At 56.0% G+C, this 17,714-nt stretch carries 13 protein-coding genes; 4 read left to right on the forward strand and 9 right to left on the reverse strand.

What is annotated here, in order from left to right; translation table 11 throughout:
- Nucleotides 1-101: 101 nt before the first annotated feature.
- The 8 genes from G7048_RS25895 to G7048_RS25930 all read right to left on the reverse strand — a co-directional run bounded on the left by G7048_RS25895 (nt 102) and on the right by G7048_RS25930 (nt 7,948).
- Entirely contained in the window at nt 102-1,022 is a 921-nt protein-coding gene (locus G7048_RS25895; protein ID WP_166071359.1) for an MBL fold metallo-hydrolase, read from the reverse strand.
- Nucleotides 1,023-1,046: 24 nt separating this feature from the next.
- A complete protein-coding gene (locus tag G7048_RS25900) occupies nt 1,047-2,732 on the reverse strand; it encodes an FAD-dependent monooxygenase (protein WP_166071360.1) in 1,686 nt (561 codons plus the stop codon).
- A 62-nt stretch (nt 2,733-2,794) separates the two neighbouring features.
- The gene (locus tag G7048_RS25905; protein ID WP_166071361.1) at nt 2,795-3,637 is read right to left on the reverse strand and encodes a sulfurtransferase; all 843 of its coding nucleotides are present in this window, start codon (nt 3,635-3,637) and stop codon (nt 2,795-2,797) included.
- 36 nt (nt 3,638-3,673) lie between these two features.
- Nucleotides 3,674-4,648, reverse strand: a complete 975-nt coding sequence (locus G7048_RS25910; RefSeq protein WP_166071362.1) for a tripartite tricarboxylate transporter substrate binding protein — start codon at nt 4,646-4,648, stop codon at nt 3,674-3,676.
- 97 nt (nt 4,649-4,745) lie between these two features.
- Nucleotides 4,746-5,987 carry a CaiB/BaiF CoA-transferase family protein gene (locus tag G7048_RS25915; protein WP_166071363.1) on the reverse strand — a complete coding sequence of 414 codons (1,242 nt, stop codon included), beginning with the start codon at nt 5,985-5,987 and terminating at the stop codon, nt 4,746-4,748.
- Between the two features lie 9 nt (nt 5,988-5,996).
- Nucleotides 5,997-6,965 carry a tripartite tricarboxylate transporter substrate binding protein gene (locus G7048_RS25920; protein WP_166071830.1) on the reverse strand — a complete coding sequence of 323 codons (969 nt, stop codon included), beginning with the start codon at nt 6,963-6,965 and terminating at the stop codon, nt 5,997-5,999.
- Nucleotides 6,966-7,024: 59 nt separating this feature from the next.
- A complete protein-coding gene (locus G7048_RS25925) occupies nt 7,025-7,453 on the reverse strand; it encodes a MaoC family dehydratase (protein WP_166071364.1) in 429 nt (142 codons plus the stop codon).
- 21 nt (nt 7,454-7,474) lie between these two features.
- Complete coding sequence (locus G7048_RS25930) at nt 7,475-7,948, reverse strand: MaoC family dehydratase (RefSeq protein ID WP_166071365.1); 474 nt, start codon at nt 7,946-7,948, stop codon at nt 7,475-7,477.
- Nucleotides 7,949-8,076: 128 nt separating this feature from the next.
- Between G7048_RS25930 and G7048_RS25935 the strand changes: the two genes are divergently transcribed.
- Nucleotides 8,077-8,835, forward strand: coding sequence for an IclR family transcriptional regulator C-terminal domain-containing protein (locus G7048_RS25935; RefSeq protein WP_166071366.1), 759 nt, complete (start codon nt 8,077-8,079; stop codon nt 8,833-8,835).
- Between the two features lie 32 nt (nt 8,836-8,867).
- Here G7048_RS25935 and G7048_RS25940 read toward each other — a convergent pair whose 3' ends face one another.
- Nucleotides 8,868-10,268: a replication initiation protein gene (locus G7048_RS25940; RefSeq protein WP_166071367.1), complete on the reverse strand. Its 1,401-nt coding sequence runs from the start codon at nt 10,266-10,268 to the stop codon at nt 8,868-8,870.
- A gap of 791 nt (nt 10,269-11,059) precedes the next feature.
- Between G7048_RS25940 and G7048_RS25945 the strand changes: the two genes are divergently transcribed.
- From G7048_RS25945 to G7048_RS25955, 3 genes are all read left to right on the forward strand, one after another.
- Nucleotides 11,060-12,241 (forward strand): ParA family protein, encoded by a 1,182-nt coding sequence (locus G7048_RS25945; protein WP_205750434.1) that lies wholly within the window; start codon nt 11,060-11,062, stop codon nt 12,239-12,241.
- On the forward strand, nt 12,238-13,275 hold the full coding sequence (locus G7048_RS25950) for a ParB/RepB/Spo0J family partition protein (RefSeq protein ID WP_166071368.1): 1,038 nt from the start codon (nt 12,238-12,240) through the stop codon (nt 13,273-13,275). Before G7048_RS25945 ends, G7048_RS25950 begins: the two co-directional genes overlap by 4 nt.
- 2,285 nt (nt 13,276-15,560) lie before the next feature.
- Nucleotides 15,561-17,699 (forward strand): tyrosine-type recombinase/integrase, encoded by a 2,139-nt coding sequence (locus G7048_RS25955; RefSeq protein ID WP_166071370.1) that lies wholly within the window; start codon nt 15,561-15,563, stop codon nt 17,697-17,699.
- Nucleotides 17,700-17,714: the final 15 nt, after the last annotated feature.

Genomic DNA, 17,714 nt, shown 5'->3' on the forward strand with positions numbered 1-17,714 from the left:
GGGCTATCAGCGTCGGGCAAGTCGCCCTTGAATTCACTCCCGCAGTGAATCGCCCCGGGTTTAAACTGCCCCAAAAAGAATTTGGACTGGACTGCCCCTGGTCAGTGGACTGCTTCGTCCTGTTGAACGCAGGCTGATGTCTTCAATAACGTATCGCCTCGCACAGCGACCTTCAGATAGGTCTTTCCGTTGGCCTCGGGCGGCGGAAAATTTCCCGCTCTGATATTGACTTGCACCGACGGCTGCATCAGCAATGGAGCGCCCAGCTGCGCGTCGCGCGTGGAGCGGAGTGCCACAAACTCGGCTTCGCTGATGCCCTCTCCGACATGGATATTGTGTGTCCGCTGTGCACCCACCGTGGTGATGCAGCACGGCTCTCGGCCGTTGGCGGGGTAATCGTGGCACAGGTAAAGTTTGGTGTCTGGCTCGAACGCCAACAGCCGCTGTATGGATCGATACAAGGTGCCTGCATCGCCACCTGGAAAATCACAACGGGCCGTTCCCACATCCGGCATGAACAAGGTATCGCCCACAAACACCGAAGACGAACCATCCTGCTCTGCAACGACGTAGGCCATATCGGCAGGGGTATGTCCCGGCAGATGAATGGCCTGGAACTGCAGCCGCCCGACATGAAACTTTTCTCGGTCTTCCCAGAGCCGATCGAACGCCGACCCATCGGCAATCACATCGCATGCATTGAAGACATCGCGAAAAATCGCCTGCACCTCCGTCACGCCGCGCCCAATGCCCATCTGACCGCCAAGCCGACGTTGGAGCAACGCACTTGCAGACAGATGGTCCGCATGCACATGCGTCTCCAACAACCATTGCAGCCGAAGACCACGGCGCGCGATTTCCTGCGCCACGATGTCGGCAGGGCCCGTGTCGATGGTGCCACTGGCCTGATCGAAACCCAACACGGGATCGATGACCGCGCAATCCACGCCGTCATCCACCAGATGCGTGAACGTGGACGTGCTGGGGTCAAAGAAGGACTGGATGTTGGGCTTCGATTTCATAGCCAATCAGTGTACCCACGCAGTTCAGGCAACTGCTTCCACGAGCGGCTCCATCGCGACTTCTCTGACGCCAAGAATCGTGCACAGAATCCGCTGCAACTGATGGCTTGCTGATGCAACCTCCGAAGCTCCCAGCTTCGCTGCGACAAAGCCGTCCGGGCGTACCAGGACCACATCGCCGATGTTCACTTCGTACAAACGCGCGAACTTCGAATCCAATGCGCGATAAGCCTCGGATTCCCCAACGGAAACCGCAGTCAGCTCGATCCCCAAATTGCTGTAAACATCAGACGCGGCGGCGGCCCAGCGTTGATCCATATGGTGTCCGATAAACACGAATCGTCCTCCCCAAAGGTCGATGGTCGACAAGCGCTTTCCTTGCGCATCAAGCAACCACGCATGAGGTGCCCGCACACCCGGCACGGTCGTCTCCACATACTCGACCAATTCGGGCACCGGGGCCACTTCTTCATTCGATACCACCGCCTGCGAACGATATACCGTGCCCAATTGGTAGCCGGTATGCAGCACCGCGTTGTCTCCATGAGGTGCTGTTCGCTGCTGAAGAAACAACTGCGCTTCGGCTGAAATCTTTCCTTGGGCAAACAGTTCGCCCTCGCCTACCCGCGCCGCCTCCGCAATGGCCTGGTAGTGCAGCGAGTTGTACGTTGCAGATTTCACGGTAATGCGCGCCTTGGACTTGCGTTCAATCTCGAAAGTGTCGAGCAACGAATCGCCCGCTTTTCCCTTGAGAACCAGCGCCAGCTTCCAGGCCAGATTGTTGGCATCCTGAATACCGGAGTTCATGCCAAATCCACCCCAAGGTGAATGCCAATGTGCCGCATCGCCTGCAAAGATGACGTTCTTTTCTCGCCAGTGCCGCAGCAGTCCGGTGCTGTAGTCAAAGCGGTAGATCTGGAATAGTTCGATCGGCAAGTCCGGCATGCCCAGCGCTCCGCGAATGCGCTCCAGAAGCACTTCATGCACAGGAGGTGTTTCTTCATCATGACGGAAGCTGTAGCGCCACAGACCGTTGTCTGGATGCTTGCTGCCGAACCAGCCTGCATAACGTGGGTTCAGGATGAAGGAATGAAAGAAGCCATCCTTGCCCAGCGTTGCATCCAGATCAGCCCTGAACTCCACGAGCACCTGATTGCCGAAAGTCGGTCCATGATCCTGCCCTCGTCCAAGGCGTGAGCGCACAAAGCTGTGTGCTCCATCACAAGCCACGACATAGCGCGCCGTGACATCTTTGACGGTATGCGATTGCATGTCCTCCACCGTCAGTCGCACGCCATCGTTCGTCTGTTCGATGTCGGTGACGCGCGCATTGAAATGCAAAGACGTGTTGGGCCAGGATTCCGCCCGGCGGCAGATCGCTGCCTCATAGTCCGATGCCGGGATCTTGCGAGGAAAGACCGGGCTGTAATCGGCCCATTTTTTTTCATACTCCTCATGCGTCCCGTCGATGGCACGTATGGCTGCGACGGGGCCGTTGGCCACATTCACATAAAAGCCCTGACCATTGGCATCTTCCGTTTCCCAGCCTGCATCCTCAAGCAGATCCCAGACACCCCATTGCCGGAAAAACTCTGCGGTGGATGCATGCAGATACTGGCCTTTGGGCAACGTCGTCGTGCTCGGACGCTTTTCGAACAATGCCACGCTCAGGCCTTCACGCCCCAAAAGAAAGGCGGTTGCCAGGCCCACTGGACCACCTCCGCATACAACCACATCGAAATGGTCGGCCGTGTGATGTCTGGAGTGCGGTGTCATTGCGAAACCCTTTCTGCGGCGCTGCGGGCCATGCGTTCTGGACTCTTGTTCCATTCGGACCATGAGCCCACATAGAGCTGCGGGTTGTGCCCCAGCGCACGCAGCGTGAGCACCTCCAATGCAGACAACACGCCGCCTCCGCAATAGACGACCACGTCGTCGCCATCACGAACACCCACCGCGCTGTACAACTCCTCCACTTCCCCACTGGTTCGCAAATTGCCTGCCGGAGTCCACTGTTCTGCGGCAGGGAGATTGCGGGCCCGTGGAATGCTGCCGGCCAAAAACGAGTTTTCGTCACGGGCGTCGATGAGCAAAGTGTCGGGACTGAGCGTTTCCACATCCGCAACCAGAATCTGAGGCATGCTGCCTGAAAGCAGATTCAATCGCTGCGCTTCACTTCTGGGATCGCGCTGCGTTTCCCCTTGCGCGACAGGACCTCCCTGATTGATCCATGCCTTGATCCCGCCGTCGAGCACCTTCACGTTCTTGAGCCCTGCCCAGCGCAGTACCCACCAACCACGCGCGGCCAGTGCCATGGAAGGTCCATAGGTCACGATTTCCGTATCGTCATCCACCCCCCAGGCAGTGAGCTGCCGCTCCAGCGCATCAATGGAGGGAAGTGGCAGATTCCCCGATTGCGGCGATGGTGGCGCCGCAAAGACATCACGAATCTGCGCATGCACCGCGCCGAGAATGTGGGCGTCGCGGTAGTCTTTGAACTCGTCGGATGGTTCACCCAACCGCACGTCGATGAACAGCCGATTGGCGCTGGGCTGATTGAGCAACTGTTCCGGCTGAACGATGTCAGCAGACAGTGAAGAAAGCTTGTGCTCCATGTCTCGTCCTTGTCTTTGTATCTGCAACCGCTTCGTTCAATCGGCAACCGGCAAGTTGCGCTCTTTGATCAGCTTTTTCCAGAAGCTGGTCTCCGTGCGCAGCACACCCGCCAACGCTGCCGTGCTGGTGTCTGGCAGCTCGGCTGCCCACCCCTTGACTGTCTCCTGAGTCGTCTGGCTCTTCGCGATTTCGGTGATTTTTTCGGAAAGACTCTTGACGATGGCAGGGTCGAGATTCTTCGGGCCAAACACCGCGATCCAGGCCCCGATTGCCGGCACATCCTTGAGCCCCAACTCATGCAAAGTAGGCACATTGGTTGCCACCGCACTGCGCTCGGCCGAGCTGACTGCGAGCGCCTCCATGGTCCCTGCGGTGATGTGAGGCCAGGCGGTGACCAGCGAAATGATCGCGATGTCCACATCGCCTCCCATCACCGCAGCCAACTGCTTGGAGCCCGTGTTGTAGGGCACGTGCATCATCTGCACACCGGCACTGAGGTTGATGAGCTCGCCCAGATAGTGCATGCCGGTGCCCACGCCAGCGGACGCGAAGTTGATGCGGCTCTGACTGCCTTTGGCTTGCGCCAACAAGTTCTTGAAGGTCTTGAATTTTCCTGCCTTCGCCACGATGACATAAGGAGTGGTCGTGATCTGGGCAATGGGCTGCAGGTCTCTCAGACCATCCGCATTCTTCTCGTCCGTGGCCGCGCGGATGGTGATGGAAGAGCCCGTGACCAACAGCGTGTAGCCATCCGCAGGGGCTCCAATCACCTGCTTGGCTGCGACTTCTCCGCCAGCACCGGGTTTGGGCTCCACCACGAATGCCTGCTTGTAGTGGGCCGCCAACTCTTGCGAGAAAAGACGCGTCGAATTGGCCGGAAAACCGTCGTTCCAAGGCATGACGACCTTGACCGGCTTGTGCGGATAGCTCTGTGCAAATCCCGCGGTCGTGGCACAAAGCGCGAATCCGCCCAACGCCAACATCAGCCGTCTCGATATCGATTTCATCATTTGTGTTTGCTCCATATGGTTGAATCCGCAGCCAGCGACATCCCGGCTCTCGCGTGCCATGTCCCCTGCCCTTGCCGCACGCATCGAGCGACAGCGTTCAGATCACATTCGCCTTTCGATACGCCGAGATGTCTTCGTCCGATTTGTGCAAAAGCTGTTTGAGCAGTTGCTCCGTACTGCTGCCAAGCTTCGGGGGAGCAAGCTTGTATTGCACAGGCGTTCCCATGAGCCGCAGCGGACTCGCGATGGTGGACACCGTGCCTCCGTCTTCTGTCGGTAGGTCCACCCTCAATCCGCGATGAACAACCTGCGGGTCTTCGAAGACTTGCTGGTAGTTGTTGATGCGCCCGCAAGGCACGCCCAAGGATTCGAGACGCGCAATCCATTGTTCGGAACCACGGGTTCGCATGGTTTTGGCCAACTCGGGAATCAGCGTTTCGCGCCCAACGATGCGCCCGGTCACCTTGGTCCACCGTTCGTCTGCGGCGAGGTCCGGGCGCTCGATGGCTTCACAGTACTTCTGCCATTGCATGTCGTTGCCGACCGCCACCACCATATCGCTGTCCGCTGTCTGGAACACCTGATATGGAACCAGGCTGGCATGCGCATTGCCATACCGATGCGGTACCTTGCCGCTCGAAAAATACCCAGTCACCTGATTGCCACCGAGCGCCACCAGACAGTCGAGCAACGCCATGTCGATGTACTGCCCGTGCCCGGAAACATCCCGATGATTGAGTGCCGCCAAAATGGCGATGGACGAGTACATGCCGGTGATGACGTCGGCGATGGCGATGCCGACTTTCTGTGGGCCACCGCCGGGCAGATCGTCACGTTCGCCGGTGATGCTCATGAGACCACCTTGCGCCTGAAAGACGAAGTCGTATCCGGGCTTGTGCGCACTCGGTCCGGTCTGTCCATAACCTGTGATCGAGCAGTAGACCAGTCTTGGGTTGATCGCGCTGAGACTTTCGTAATCCAGTCCATAGCGCTTGAGATCACCGATCTTGTAGTTCTCGACCACCACGTCCGAAACCGCCGCAAGCTCCCAGACAATCTTCTGCCCTTCGGCACTTGCGATATCCACGGTAATGGATTTCTTGCCTCGGTTGGCGGCTGCGTAGTAGGTCGAGTCATGCGTGTACTCGCCCTGATCGTCGCGTATCCATGGCGGGCCCCAACCGCGTGTGTCGTCACCGACTCGGGGACGCTCCACCTTGATGACCTCGGCACCGAGGTCTGCCAGATTCTGCGTGGCCCATGGTCCTGCCAACACACGAGAGAGATCGAGCACGCGGATATGCGACAGCGCACCTGTCGTCTGATTCGTTGAAGTCATGCGGTCTCCTCAATCCAGCTTCACATTGGCAGTGCTGATGACCTTGGACCACTTGTCGATCTCTGTATTCACGAATGCCGCAAACGCAGGTTGCGTCATGGTGCCTGGTTCAGCCCCCTGCTCGCTGAAGAGAGACTTCATCTTTGGCGTGCTCAGCACCTCACGCACATCGGCATTGATCTTGTCGACCACCTCGGGCTTCATGTGCGCTGGCCCGTACAGACCGAACCATGAATTCGCTTCGAAGCCTTTCACTCCAGCTTCGTCGAGCGTGGGAATGTCCGGAACGGCCACTGATCGTTTGAGCGACGTGACGCCGAGTGCTTTCAGCTTCCCGGCTTTGACATGCTGGATGACGCCGGTGATCGAATCGAACATCACCGGAATCGTGCCACCCAACAAATCGTTGAGAGCAGGTGCCGCGCCCTTATAGGGCACATGCACCATCTGCACTCCTGTCATGGACTTGAAGAGTTCACCCGCGAGATGATTTCCTCCGCCAGTGCCTGCAGAGCCGAAGCTCAGCTTGCCGGGGTTGTCCTTGCCGTACTGAATCAGCTCCTGAACATTCTTGACCGGCACTGCTGGATTGACCAGCAACAGACTGGGAACCACCGCCACCTGCGCCAATGGTGTGAATGATGTTTTCGTGTCGTATCGGAGGTTCTTGTAGAGACCTGGGTTGATCACATGGTGCGTGGCCGTCAGCATCAACGTGTAGCCGTCCGGTGCTGTGCGGGCAAGTTGCTCGGAAAAAATGGTTCCGCTCGCACCAGCCTTGTTGTCCACGATCACTGGCACAGACCATTTTTGCCCGAGCTCTGCCGCCAGTTGTCTTGCCAGGATGTCCGTGGTCCCTCCGGCGGGGAACGGAACCACGATCTTCACTGCCTGTGTCGGAAAGGATTGCGCAAACGTCGCCCCAATGGACAGCGCAGCCACGAATCCTATCGACCATTTCACGAATCCAGATTTCATTCCCATCACCGAAGTCTCCTATATCGTTAGTTCTATTTTTCGAATATCGATTCGCGTTTTCAGTGCGGAAACTCCGCCATCGCCTCGCCCACAGCCACTACCTCGTCACGCTGATTGCGAACCTCCACTTCGAGACAGACCCAACGACTCTTGGGCGTGGTCTTGAGCTGAGTGATGCGGCCTTTGGGAGTGATGGTGTCGCCGGGTTTGACCGGGCTTTTCCAGCGAGTCTCCAAGCGACGCTGCACGGCGTTCTGCTCATACAACCAGTCTGTGAGCATGCGGGTGATGACTCCGAAGTTGTTCATGCCATGCATGATGATTCCGCCGAAATTGGTCTTCCCAAAGTCGCCCTTCATGTAGTTGTCATCCAGATGCAGAGGATTGAAATCCAACGATGCCTCGCAGAACTCGCGAATCGTTTCGCGGGTGGGAGAGAAGGACTTGCCGACGATTTCGTGGCCGATGCTCAGTTGTTCAAAGCTCATGCGTGTCTCCTGATGTCTGGATTACTGCGGGCGAATGGTCTGGCCGCGGCCAGAGCAGATCACTTCGTTGTTCTGGTTGAAGAACACGTTGTCGTGCACCACAAACAGACGATCCTTCTTGATGAACTTGTCCAGAGCGCGCGCTTCAAGGCGAATCACATCGCCTGGACGCGCCGGGATGTTGTAGCTCCACGACTGGCCGGCGTTGACCGTGCCTGGACTGCGCATCCAGTCGTCCGTCGGTGTGCACGCGAACATGAGCAGGATGTGGATGGCAGGAGGAGCGATCAATCCGCCATACACAGATTTCTTGGCGAAATCCTCGTCAAAGTACAGCGGATGCATGTCACCCACCACACGGCAGTATTTCTGGATGGCTTCCAGCGTCAGCGTGTAGGGAATGGTCTTGCGTGGCTCGCCGGGAACGATGTCGTCCCAGATCTTGCGGAGGTTCTCGTCTTTCCAGAAATCCGTTTCGAACGTTGTCTCTTTCATGCTTTCCTGCCTTGTTGAAATTGCGAAGGACATGTTGTAGAATGTCCGCTTAGCGGTCATATTGATCCGCTCTACGTTCATTTTTCGCATTTTTTAACCTACGTCAACCTCGGCGCGGGAAATCCCTTATGGCCACTCCAGAGAGCGAATCGTTTGTCAGAACCTTTGCACGCGGACTGAGCGTCATCGAAGTGATGGGGCAATCCACGGGGCGACAGAACATGGCCCAGATCAGCGAAGCCGCACAGTTGCCACGAACCGTGGTCCGGCGTCTGCTGCTGACGTTGATCGATCTGGGATTTGTGGGCACGGATGACAAGGACTATTGGCTCACGCCCAAGGTGCTGCGGCTTGGGATGACCTACCTCTACACGCTGCCGTTCTGGCGGCAGTCGCAGATGGTTCTGGAAGAGCTGGGGACACGCATCAAGCAATCGTGCGCCGTGTCCGTTCTGGACGATGAAGACATCGTCTATATCCAGCGCTTTCACACCAAACGCATCCTCGCGTTCAGCCCATCCATCGGCAGTCGCCTGCCGGCCTATTCGGTATCCATGGGACGTGTGCTCCTCAGCGGTTTGTCCGCGGAGCGATTCGACACCTATCTGGACGCGACCGAATTCACCGCACTCACCCCACGCACAGTCACGGACAAAGAGCGCTTGCGCACGATCATCTCGAACGTTCGCGAGCAAGGCTATTCATGGTCGGATGCTGAATATGACGAGTCCATTTGCGGACTGGCAGTACCCATCCGCGGGCATGGCGGGAGCATCGTTGCGGCCATCAATGTGAGCCTGATTTCCGGTGAATACACGCGAGAGCAAGCACGCACGGAGTTTCTGCCACTGTTGAAGCTGGCTGCCTCGAGATTGAAGGAGGCGTAGAGGAGCAGCCCGAATCTCAGATCACAGATCTGTCAACGCGCAACGACACCGAACAAGTCCGCATCCGGCTTGTTCCAGTCCGGCCCCAAAAGCACTTTGGCGTAGTGATTGACGCAATGAACGCCAAGCGCTCCGTGCATCATGTCGCCCTGCGCGGCGCGGCGCTTGAGCACTGGTGTCATCAGGCCCTTCTCCGTCAATTCATGGGCGACTGCCTTGAACAGTTGCTCCTTCTGAAAGCTGTCGAGCTTTTGAATTTCGTCCGTCACGAAACGTCGTCGGTCGGCGATCCATTCATCGAAGGCCTTGTTCTGCACTTGCGATGGTGACAAGGCTTGCGGTTCGGCTTTTGCGCTTTGCAGAACCCGATCAACGTGGGGAATGGCGTTTGTCTCGGTGCTCGTGCGAGGCTTGGCGATCTCATCATCGTCCCCGGGAGAACGGAGCAGTGAGCGAAGGTAGGCAAAGCTGTTCTCGACCTTCTTGAGTCCATCGTTTTCGAGTCGCTGCTTCAGAACCACCAACTTCTCGTTGACCGCTTTTTCGCCGAACTCCTTGATCAGGCCTTCGATCTTCATTTCGCTGATGCCAAGCGCCTGTGCCGACAGAACCAGATCCGCATCCACGGGACCCAGCTGTTCCTGTTCCACGAGTTTGACGGCAACCCGCTTCTTGCGCACAGCGAATTGAACTTCGAACACGCTGCGACCTTGCTTGTGTTCGATCATCTCGATCTGAAGATCCGTCTCCGCATTGATTTCTTCGACGGCTGCCTTGACCTTCTCGTTCTTGAACTTGCGCCACTCCCGGCGCTCCGAGCCCGCGGGGGCAGGACTCAGTGCGTCGGCCCACCAGGCCACCGGCTTTCTGCTGGTCAACCCGCCGGGGTTGTCTCTATAGCGAGCGCAGATCTCGTACAGCGCAACGGATGTGTAGGTGCTCAGCGTTGCCAGCACCCCCAGATCGATCCGCGCCCAGCGCATGGGATCTTTCAACGCTGTGATCAATGTGGGAGGAAACGTCCACAGGACCCAGTTTTCGCCGTTGCGAACCTCGATCGCAGCCTCTGCGAGCATGGAGAAGTCTTTCCACTTCACCCCATCTCCGGGAGCGGTCGTTTCCCAATCGACAGCCAAGCCGCGCATTTCACGCAGATAACGTTTCGCCACGGTGCGTGTTTCGCTGCTCGATCCGGAGACTTTCAGGATAGATTGCAGGGGCGCGGAAAACATGAAGTCCGCCGTTGGCATTCCTTCCATGGACACAAGGCGATCCTGAGAGAAATGCAATAGCGCGTTGTAGATCTTGCGCCCGGTGAGCGTGACCCGCTTGGTGCGTGGAATCATGACGATCATCTCGTGCGGCTTGCGCAACTCGGCACCCTCCCCCGACATGGAGGGAAAGAGCTGTAGAGATGATTCGGTCGTATCCATTTAATTGCATCCAACTGTCCAATCTGTATTGGACACTGAAAACCGTGTAGTTAGCGAGCACTTTTTGCACTGAATTTGCAAGGCAAGGTAGCAATTTCAATGTCTTGCGCTCACCCAGGCGGTTCAAAGCTGGACAATTCGAAGACTGAGCTTCTTTGAGTCTATCTGCGATGACGGTTCAAAGTTGGACGCTCAGCACAGTGATCGACCACACGGATCATTTGCAAACGGTTTGAAGCTGGACGCTTCCAAATATTGCTCGGTTTCCGGCACGCGGGACATCGGTTCAATGTTAGACATTGGGTGATTTCAGATCTTCAGATGGTCGGTTCGATGCTGGACAGACAAGGAAAGCGCCCTGACTTGATCAAAAATGAGGCGGTTCAGGACTGGACGCTTGCAAATGCGCTCAATTCCTCGCCCGCCAGATGAGTTATCCACAGATGACAACCCAGTCCCAAATGCTGCGGTGCAAAAACGGACGATTTCGGGTGAAGTCTGGACACTTCCGGGCTGAAGTTGGACAGTTTCGGTTCAATACCGGACAAGTCACATCTCAAAATCAACGTAATATATTGATTTATATGGAAAATTTGACTTATTCACAGAATCCAAATCTCTTTAATTACTTTGAATATATTTAATCTCGTGACCTTTGAAGTCTTCAGTTAGTCAGTGGAACGACTTTTTAACGAGTGTTTCCTCAAAACTTCCATTCGGAGGCAGGAATTCTTCGATTTTTCGTGGAAGCGCTGCATAATTGAATCTATTTCAATCAGCGGAAGGTAACCATGAATCTCACACAAGCCATCAGGCGACAGAACCTGGAAGACATCGAGGTACAGGCTACTCGTGTGGCAGGCATGATGGCGGCAATCCGCTCTGCGATGCTGCCACCCACTGCCGCCAAGTCTGCTCCTAGTATGAGCATCTCGCAACTGGCACAGCTGTGCCAAGTAGATAAGACGAAGATCACCTATCGAGTGAAGCGCGGCGATCTGCCAGCCGGGACCATGGTTGGCAACAAGAGAGTCTGGTCAATGGAGGAAACTCAGGAATGGGTCCGCGCCTTCAGAGCAGATCATCTGCGTCCCAATGATGCGGTCGGTACCACCATCACCGTGGCCAACTTCAAGGGCGGCGTGGCCAAAACGACGACGGCAGTGGCCCTTTCTCAAGGCTTGTCCCTGCGTGGACACAAGGTGCTGCTGCTGGATCTGGACCCTCAAGGTTCGGCAACCACTCTGTTCGGGGTTCTTCCCGATGCGGAAGTCGAAGTCGAAAACACAGCCATGCCGCTGTTCTCCGGAGAGCATGCCGACCTGAGCTACGCGATTCGCAAGACTTACTGGCCCTCCGTCGATCTGATCTGTGCGGCCCCTCTTCTCTTTGGTGCTGAATTTGTCCTCCCCGCACGGCAATCATCCGACCCAGGCTTCGAGTTCTGGCGGGTTCTTGACCGTGGTCTTGACCAAGCGAGAGCGGAATACGATGTGATCGTGATCGACACCCCCCCTGCCCTGTCTTACGTGACCATCAATGCGTTGATGGCGGCCGACGGTGTGATCATGCCTGTTCCTCCCTCGGCTCTGGACTTTGCATCCAGCGCTCAATTCTGGGATCTGTTCTCCGACTTGTGCAACCAGCTCATTCGTGCTCGCGGACAGGACAAGACTTTTGAGTTCATCGACGTGCTGCTGTCTCGTGTCGAATCGTCCGACGCGGCCAGTTCGGTCGTTCGTCAATGGGTGATTGAGGCTTATGGCGACAAGGTTCTGCCGATCGAGATTCCCAAGACAGCAGTCACATCTTCTGCGAGCGCCGAGTTCGGAACCGTCTATGACGTTCCCAAGGGCTCGATGAATGCGAAGACGTTCAGCCGTGCTCGCGATGCATACGATCGGATGGTGGAACTTGTCGAACAGCAAGTCGAAGCTGTCTGGGCCTCTCAGCTTGAAAATGGAGATGAATGATGAGCATTCGGGACAAAGCCTCCAAGATCAATTTTGGGCAGTTGCCAGGCATGGCTCCTACCGAGCCAGCCGACAAGCCTGAATTGAAGCCCAAGACGGCTCCTGGATTCTTGATGGCACATGCGGCCAATCAGAAATCCGATTTGCTTCGTGAGAACGAAACGCTGAAGGAGCAGGTTCAAGATCTGACGGTTGCAGCTTCGCGAGTCAAGGAGCTTCAGGAAGAGGCGAAGGTCTGGGAGAACGCGAAGGTCACCCGTCAGATCGACACAGCCCTCATCGTTCGGAGCCCCTGGGCAAACCGTGATCCCAAGCACTTTGAGACGGCCCAGTTTCAGCAACTGAAGCTGGAAATTGAGAATGCCGGTGGAAACGTTGTGCCGATCAAGGTACGACCCATAGCCAATGGCAAGTATGAGATTGTCTATGGCCACCGTCGTTATGAGGCTTGCAAACAGTTGGGCTTGCCAGTGCTGGCGCTGGTCGACAACCTGGACGATGTCGGACTCTTCGTGGAGATGGAGCGCGAGAACAGAAACCGTGACGATCTTTCTCCTTGGGAGAAGGGCGTCTGGTACCAGTCGATCCTGAAGCGCGGACTGTTCCCATCCCACAGAAAACTCGCGGATGCCATTGGCTTGGATCAGTCTACCGTCAGCCGTGCGATCACCATTGCTGAATTGCCGCCTCAAGTGGTTGAGGCTTTTTCTTCGCCGCTCGATCTGCAGTATCGCTGGACAGCTCCATTGCTGAGCGCGTGGTCGACTGATCAAGACGCGCTTCTTGAACGAATTGATGCCATCAAGGCAAAGAGCCCTCGACCCAATGCTGGTTCGATCTTCACGTTTCTATCTGCGCCACCATCGACGAAAGAAGATCGCTCGCAGAAGGAAATCCTGGTCAATGGGCAGAAGGTGGCGAGCCTCAAGCTTGATAAAAATGGGGGTGGTCAGTTGACGTTTCCGAAGGGGATGCTCTCTGAAGCAAGGCTTCTGAAACTGATCAAGTTTGTCGAGGAGCTTGCTTCCAAGTGATGCGCGGTGCATCACCCCCGGTACAGGAAGAGGAGTGATGCGCGGTGCATCACCCCCGGTACAGGAAGAGGAGTGATGCGCGGTGCATCACCCCCGGTACAGGAAGAGGAGTGATGCGCGGTGCATCACCCCCGGTACAGGAAGAGGAGTGATGCGCGGTGCATCACCCCCGGTACAGGAAGAGGAGTGATGCGCGGTGCATCACCCCCGGTACAGGAAGAGGAGTGATGCGCGGTGCATCACCCCCGGTACAGGAAGAGGAGTGATGCGCGGTGCATCACCCCCGGTACAGGAAGAGGAGTGATGCGCGGTGCATCACCCCCGGTACAGGAAGAGGAGTGATGCGCGGTGCATCACCCCCGGTACAGGAAGAGGAGTGATGCGCGGTGCATCACCCCCGGTACAGGAAGAGGAGTGATGCGCGGTGCATCACCCCCGGTACAGGAAGAGGAGTGATGCGCGGTGCATCACCCCCGGTACAGGAAGAGGAGTGATGCGCGGTGCATCACTCCCAGTACAGGAAGAGGAGTGATGCGCGGTGCATCACTCCCAGTACAGGAAGAGGAGTGATGCGCGGTGCATCACTCCCAGTACAGGAAGAGGAGTGATGCGCGGTGCATCACTCCCAGTACAGGAAGAGGAGTGATGCGCGGTGCATCACTCCCAGTGGCAAAGGGATTGCCGCCTGTAGAGGTCGATGTGCAACGCATCGCGCTAACCGTAATCTCGCTGAAAATTCACAGCCAATCAGATGTTCCTCAGAGAGTGGTTCAACACCATTCCAGGGGGAGTCGTTTTCGAAAATCGTCTGAATTTCTCGTCGAGTAGTCGATGAAATCAGCTGTTCCGTATCAGTTCAAAGGTAGAAAAAACGGTCGAAGATGACCGTTTCATTCTAGGTAGGGCAGGGGAGGGCGTTGCACGAATGACCGACGTTTGCCGAACAGTGATCTGGATACGGCCTCCAGCAGCGGAAAAATTCCAGTTTCCTAGGCATCAGTTTTGTGGTCATTTGATGCGACAGATGCTGGCGATTTGAATTCGGGAAAAACGAAAGTACGCATGTTTGTCCAGAATAGAAAGCGCTTTCCTGCGCTGAGAGGGAGACGAGGATGAGCTTGTTCTGCGCAAGCAGGTCGCTCAAACACATCTGGCTGGGTCCACCAACGCGCCTTCACTGCATGAACAACAGACGTCGTTTGTTGAATTGACGCGCTTGGAATTGCAATTCACGATCATTCTTTCTGCCGCAGCACTCGATAAAGTGACCATGCGAATGTGGCATTCGGCGATTGAAGACCGTTCAGTTACCACGAGGATGTTTCAACTCAATTTGGATCGGAATTTCCTTCGGGCCTACATGATGCGGACCTGACATGGCGACTACGACACTTTGCGACAGAGAATTTCCAAAAATCTTCATGAAGACGCGAAATGCGGCCCTTGGATGCGTTTTATGCCTCTACCCTCATCAACCCCTTGCCGCACGGGAGATCGTCGTTTCTGAGGCGTTCTGAGAGGTCGGTTTTTCAGTACGTCAGGGCGCCCAAAAGCCCCAATCAGAGGTTTTTGAGCCCGGTTAGGGGTATTGCATGGGTTGAGAATCTATCAGCTACAAATGCGATCCAGGCCCTTGCTGAACGGCGACAAGTTGAACCGGACATTGGTGTCATATGGGTTGTGCACTGCCACTCGGCGGATGAGCGACATGGGTGTTCGATGCTGCTTGGCAACGCAATCAAGGCGACGAGGGCATGCGCTATCCGGACGCGACAGCTTTTCCGATTTATAGCTCGTTGTCTGGATCTGAAGATTTGTATTTGCTTGATGAGAAAGTCGAGCAGAGATTTTTTGTGAAATCCCCAATGGGGTTTCCAGGCCCTGACAGTTCAATGTGCAAGAGAAGAGGGGAGGGGGCCTCCTGCTGGGGCAAGACGTAGGCATTGTTTTGTCGCATCAACAGTTGGACGCGAGTCGTTTCTTGAGCCCTGTTTTCATCCGCGAGGGAGGCGAATCAGCTACGAAATGAGGATTGTGCGATCTAGTCTCTCACTTCATTCTCCTGGGCGACAGCCCTGACTTTTTGAACTACTATCCGTTTAAAAATCAATAACTTAGCACTTTGATGCCCAACGGATGGTCGATGTCGTTGTCAGCGTAAATAATTAATTGTCACGAACGATAATAAGGTTTATCGTCCTATTGTTGAAATTCTATAATCCAGCTATTTCCAACCTGTTTGGACGGAGTTCAGATCAGTGCTGACCGTTCTGTAGACCTGAGACATGAACAAGATCTTCAGACCTGTGCAATTCGATGAGATAGCGGATGTCACGCTATCCGGCGCGCCATTGGCGCCACGACGAAAAAGAGGGCGCCCGCGTGGCTCTGTCGCACAGGTCGTTCAACAGCCGATTTCCGCAGACGACATTGCATTTTTGCGATCGATCATTCAGGGGGTGTCTCCACAGGCTGCGGCCAAGCTCTATTTGGCGCATCGTGGAGACGTGTCGGAGCGCAGTGGTGCCTCGCGCTACTACGAGCATTTGCGTATGCGCATCGAGGCGGCAGCGTCCACATGGCCGGAGCTTGCCAAACAGGTGGATGTCGTGTGGGGGAGGGCAGGGGGGCTTCCGGAAAAACCAACAGTGGCGGAGCCACAAGTAGTCGCGCCGCTCTTCGCTCCAGCCGCCACAGTGGAAAAGCGTATGTCATTGGAAGACTTCGCCGCTCAGTATCCGGAAGACATGTACTCCGAGCGAGAACTGCTGGAGTTGTACCTCGAAGAGTTTCCTGAAGAGTCAGTGTCAGGCGTGCCTGGTGATGCAGGTGTGACAGCCAGCGCAAAGGCTGCGCCTGAGAGGCTTCCTGCCGAAGCCGCCTCCGCAAAGTATTCGTTGTCTGATCAACTGGCTGCGTTGGCGTGGATGGACCGCAGGCTGGCAGTACGACCTTCGCGAAACGACGAGGTCCTGCAATGGATTGAATTCACGTCTGTTCAAGCTCAGGCGCTCAAAGAAAAGAAGGTCACCACTTTGGCGGAGCTGCGGGTCTGGATGGCCGTTGCAGGTGCACGCTGGTGGGACTGCATTCCTCGATATGGTCGGCTCAGAGGAAAGCGGTTGATTGCTTGGCTGGATCACCATGGGATCGATCCGGAGGCAAGTCTTTCTCAGTCCAAAGTCGATTCGGGAAGGCATGGTCCTGAAAAGACAGCGCTCGTTCCCTTTGAACAAATGGTTTGGCCCGATGCCTTGCGAGGCGAGCGTGGTGGGTATCGCAGTGATCAGCCAAACACGCTGGGTGCAAGCAGTGACATTCAAGCGGTGCAGGCCTGGTTTGCGACGCTTGAGGAGAAGACTGCTGCGACCAGAAAAGCATACAAGCGTGCCACAGAACGTCTTGCCTTATGGGCGCTGATGGAGCGTGGTGTAGCCATCAGCGCGTTGACAACGCAGGATATCGAAGAGTTTTTTTCATTTCTTCAAGATCCGCCTGACCATTGGGTTCAGTCCCATGTGCGAACACGGATGGCGCAGGACTGGCGCCCATTGAAAGGGGCTCTGAACGATGCGAGCCAGCAATTGACATCGGCAGCAGTGCGTAGATTGTTTGCCTTGTGGCATGCCGCTGGATATCTTCGAATAAATCCAACAGCCCAACTGCAGGGCAACGCCAAACGGCAAGTGAAGCTGGATGTGATGAGGTCGTTCTCGGCGCAAGACAAGACGGTCATTCGTCAAACTTTGGAGGGCATGGAGAATGGTCCTCGAAAGCGAAGACTTGTTGCGCTGATTCGATTGCTGCAGACCGCTGGATTGCGTCGTGCCGAATGCGCGAACATGACATGGAAGCAGCTCGAAAAAGTGAGCCAGTTCGGATCGGATGCCCCATGCTGGACGTTGAAGATCAAGGGGCATGGGGAACGCGAACGTGTAGTGCCCATTCATGATCTGGCATATGCAGCCTTGGAAGACCATCGCAACGACCGGCTTGCGTTGATCGAAACCGGCGCCTTGTCGATGTATGCGGATATCGCCCCACTCGACATGCCGTTGATCGGAATTCTGGATGAGCGCCTTGCTCAGCATGCAGAGAAATCGGAAGGCGTGATGCCTCACAACGCACGCCGCGAGGCCAATGAAACAGGAAGTCTGAGCAGTGGGCGGATCTATGGAGTATTGAAAGACTTCTTCGTCCAATGCGCCAATCGTGCGGGTGCTGCCAACTCGGATTTCATGGCTGCCTCGACGCACTGGTTGCGCCACACATACGCGCATGACTCATTGCAAGCCAGTGCCAACGATGTGCGCATGGTTCAGCAGTTGCTGGGGCACTCGGACATCAACACCACGACGATGTATCTGCCGCAGGACGTTCGCGAACAGGTGCTGATGGTGAGCAGAATTGTTCCGATTGTGTAGGTATGTCTAGTTGAA

The organism is Diaphorobacter sp. HDW4B (assembly GCF_011305535.1).
Lineage (GTDB): Bacteria > Pseudomonadota > Gammaproteobacteria > Burkholderiales > Burkholderiaceae_C > Diaphorobacter_A.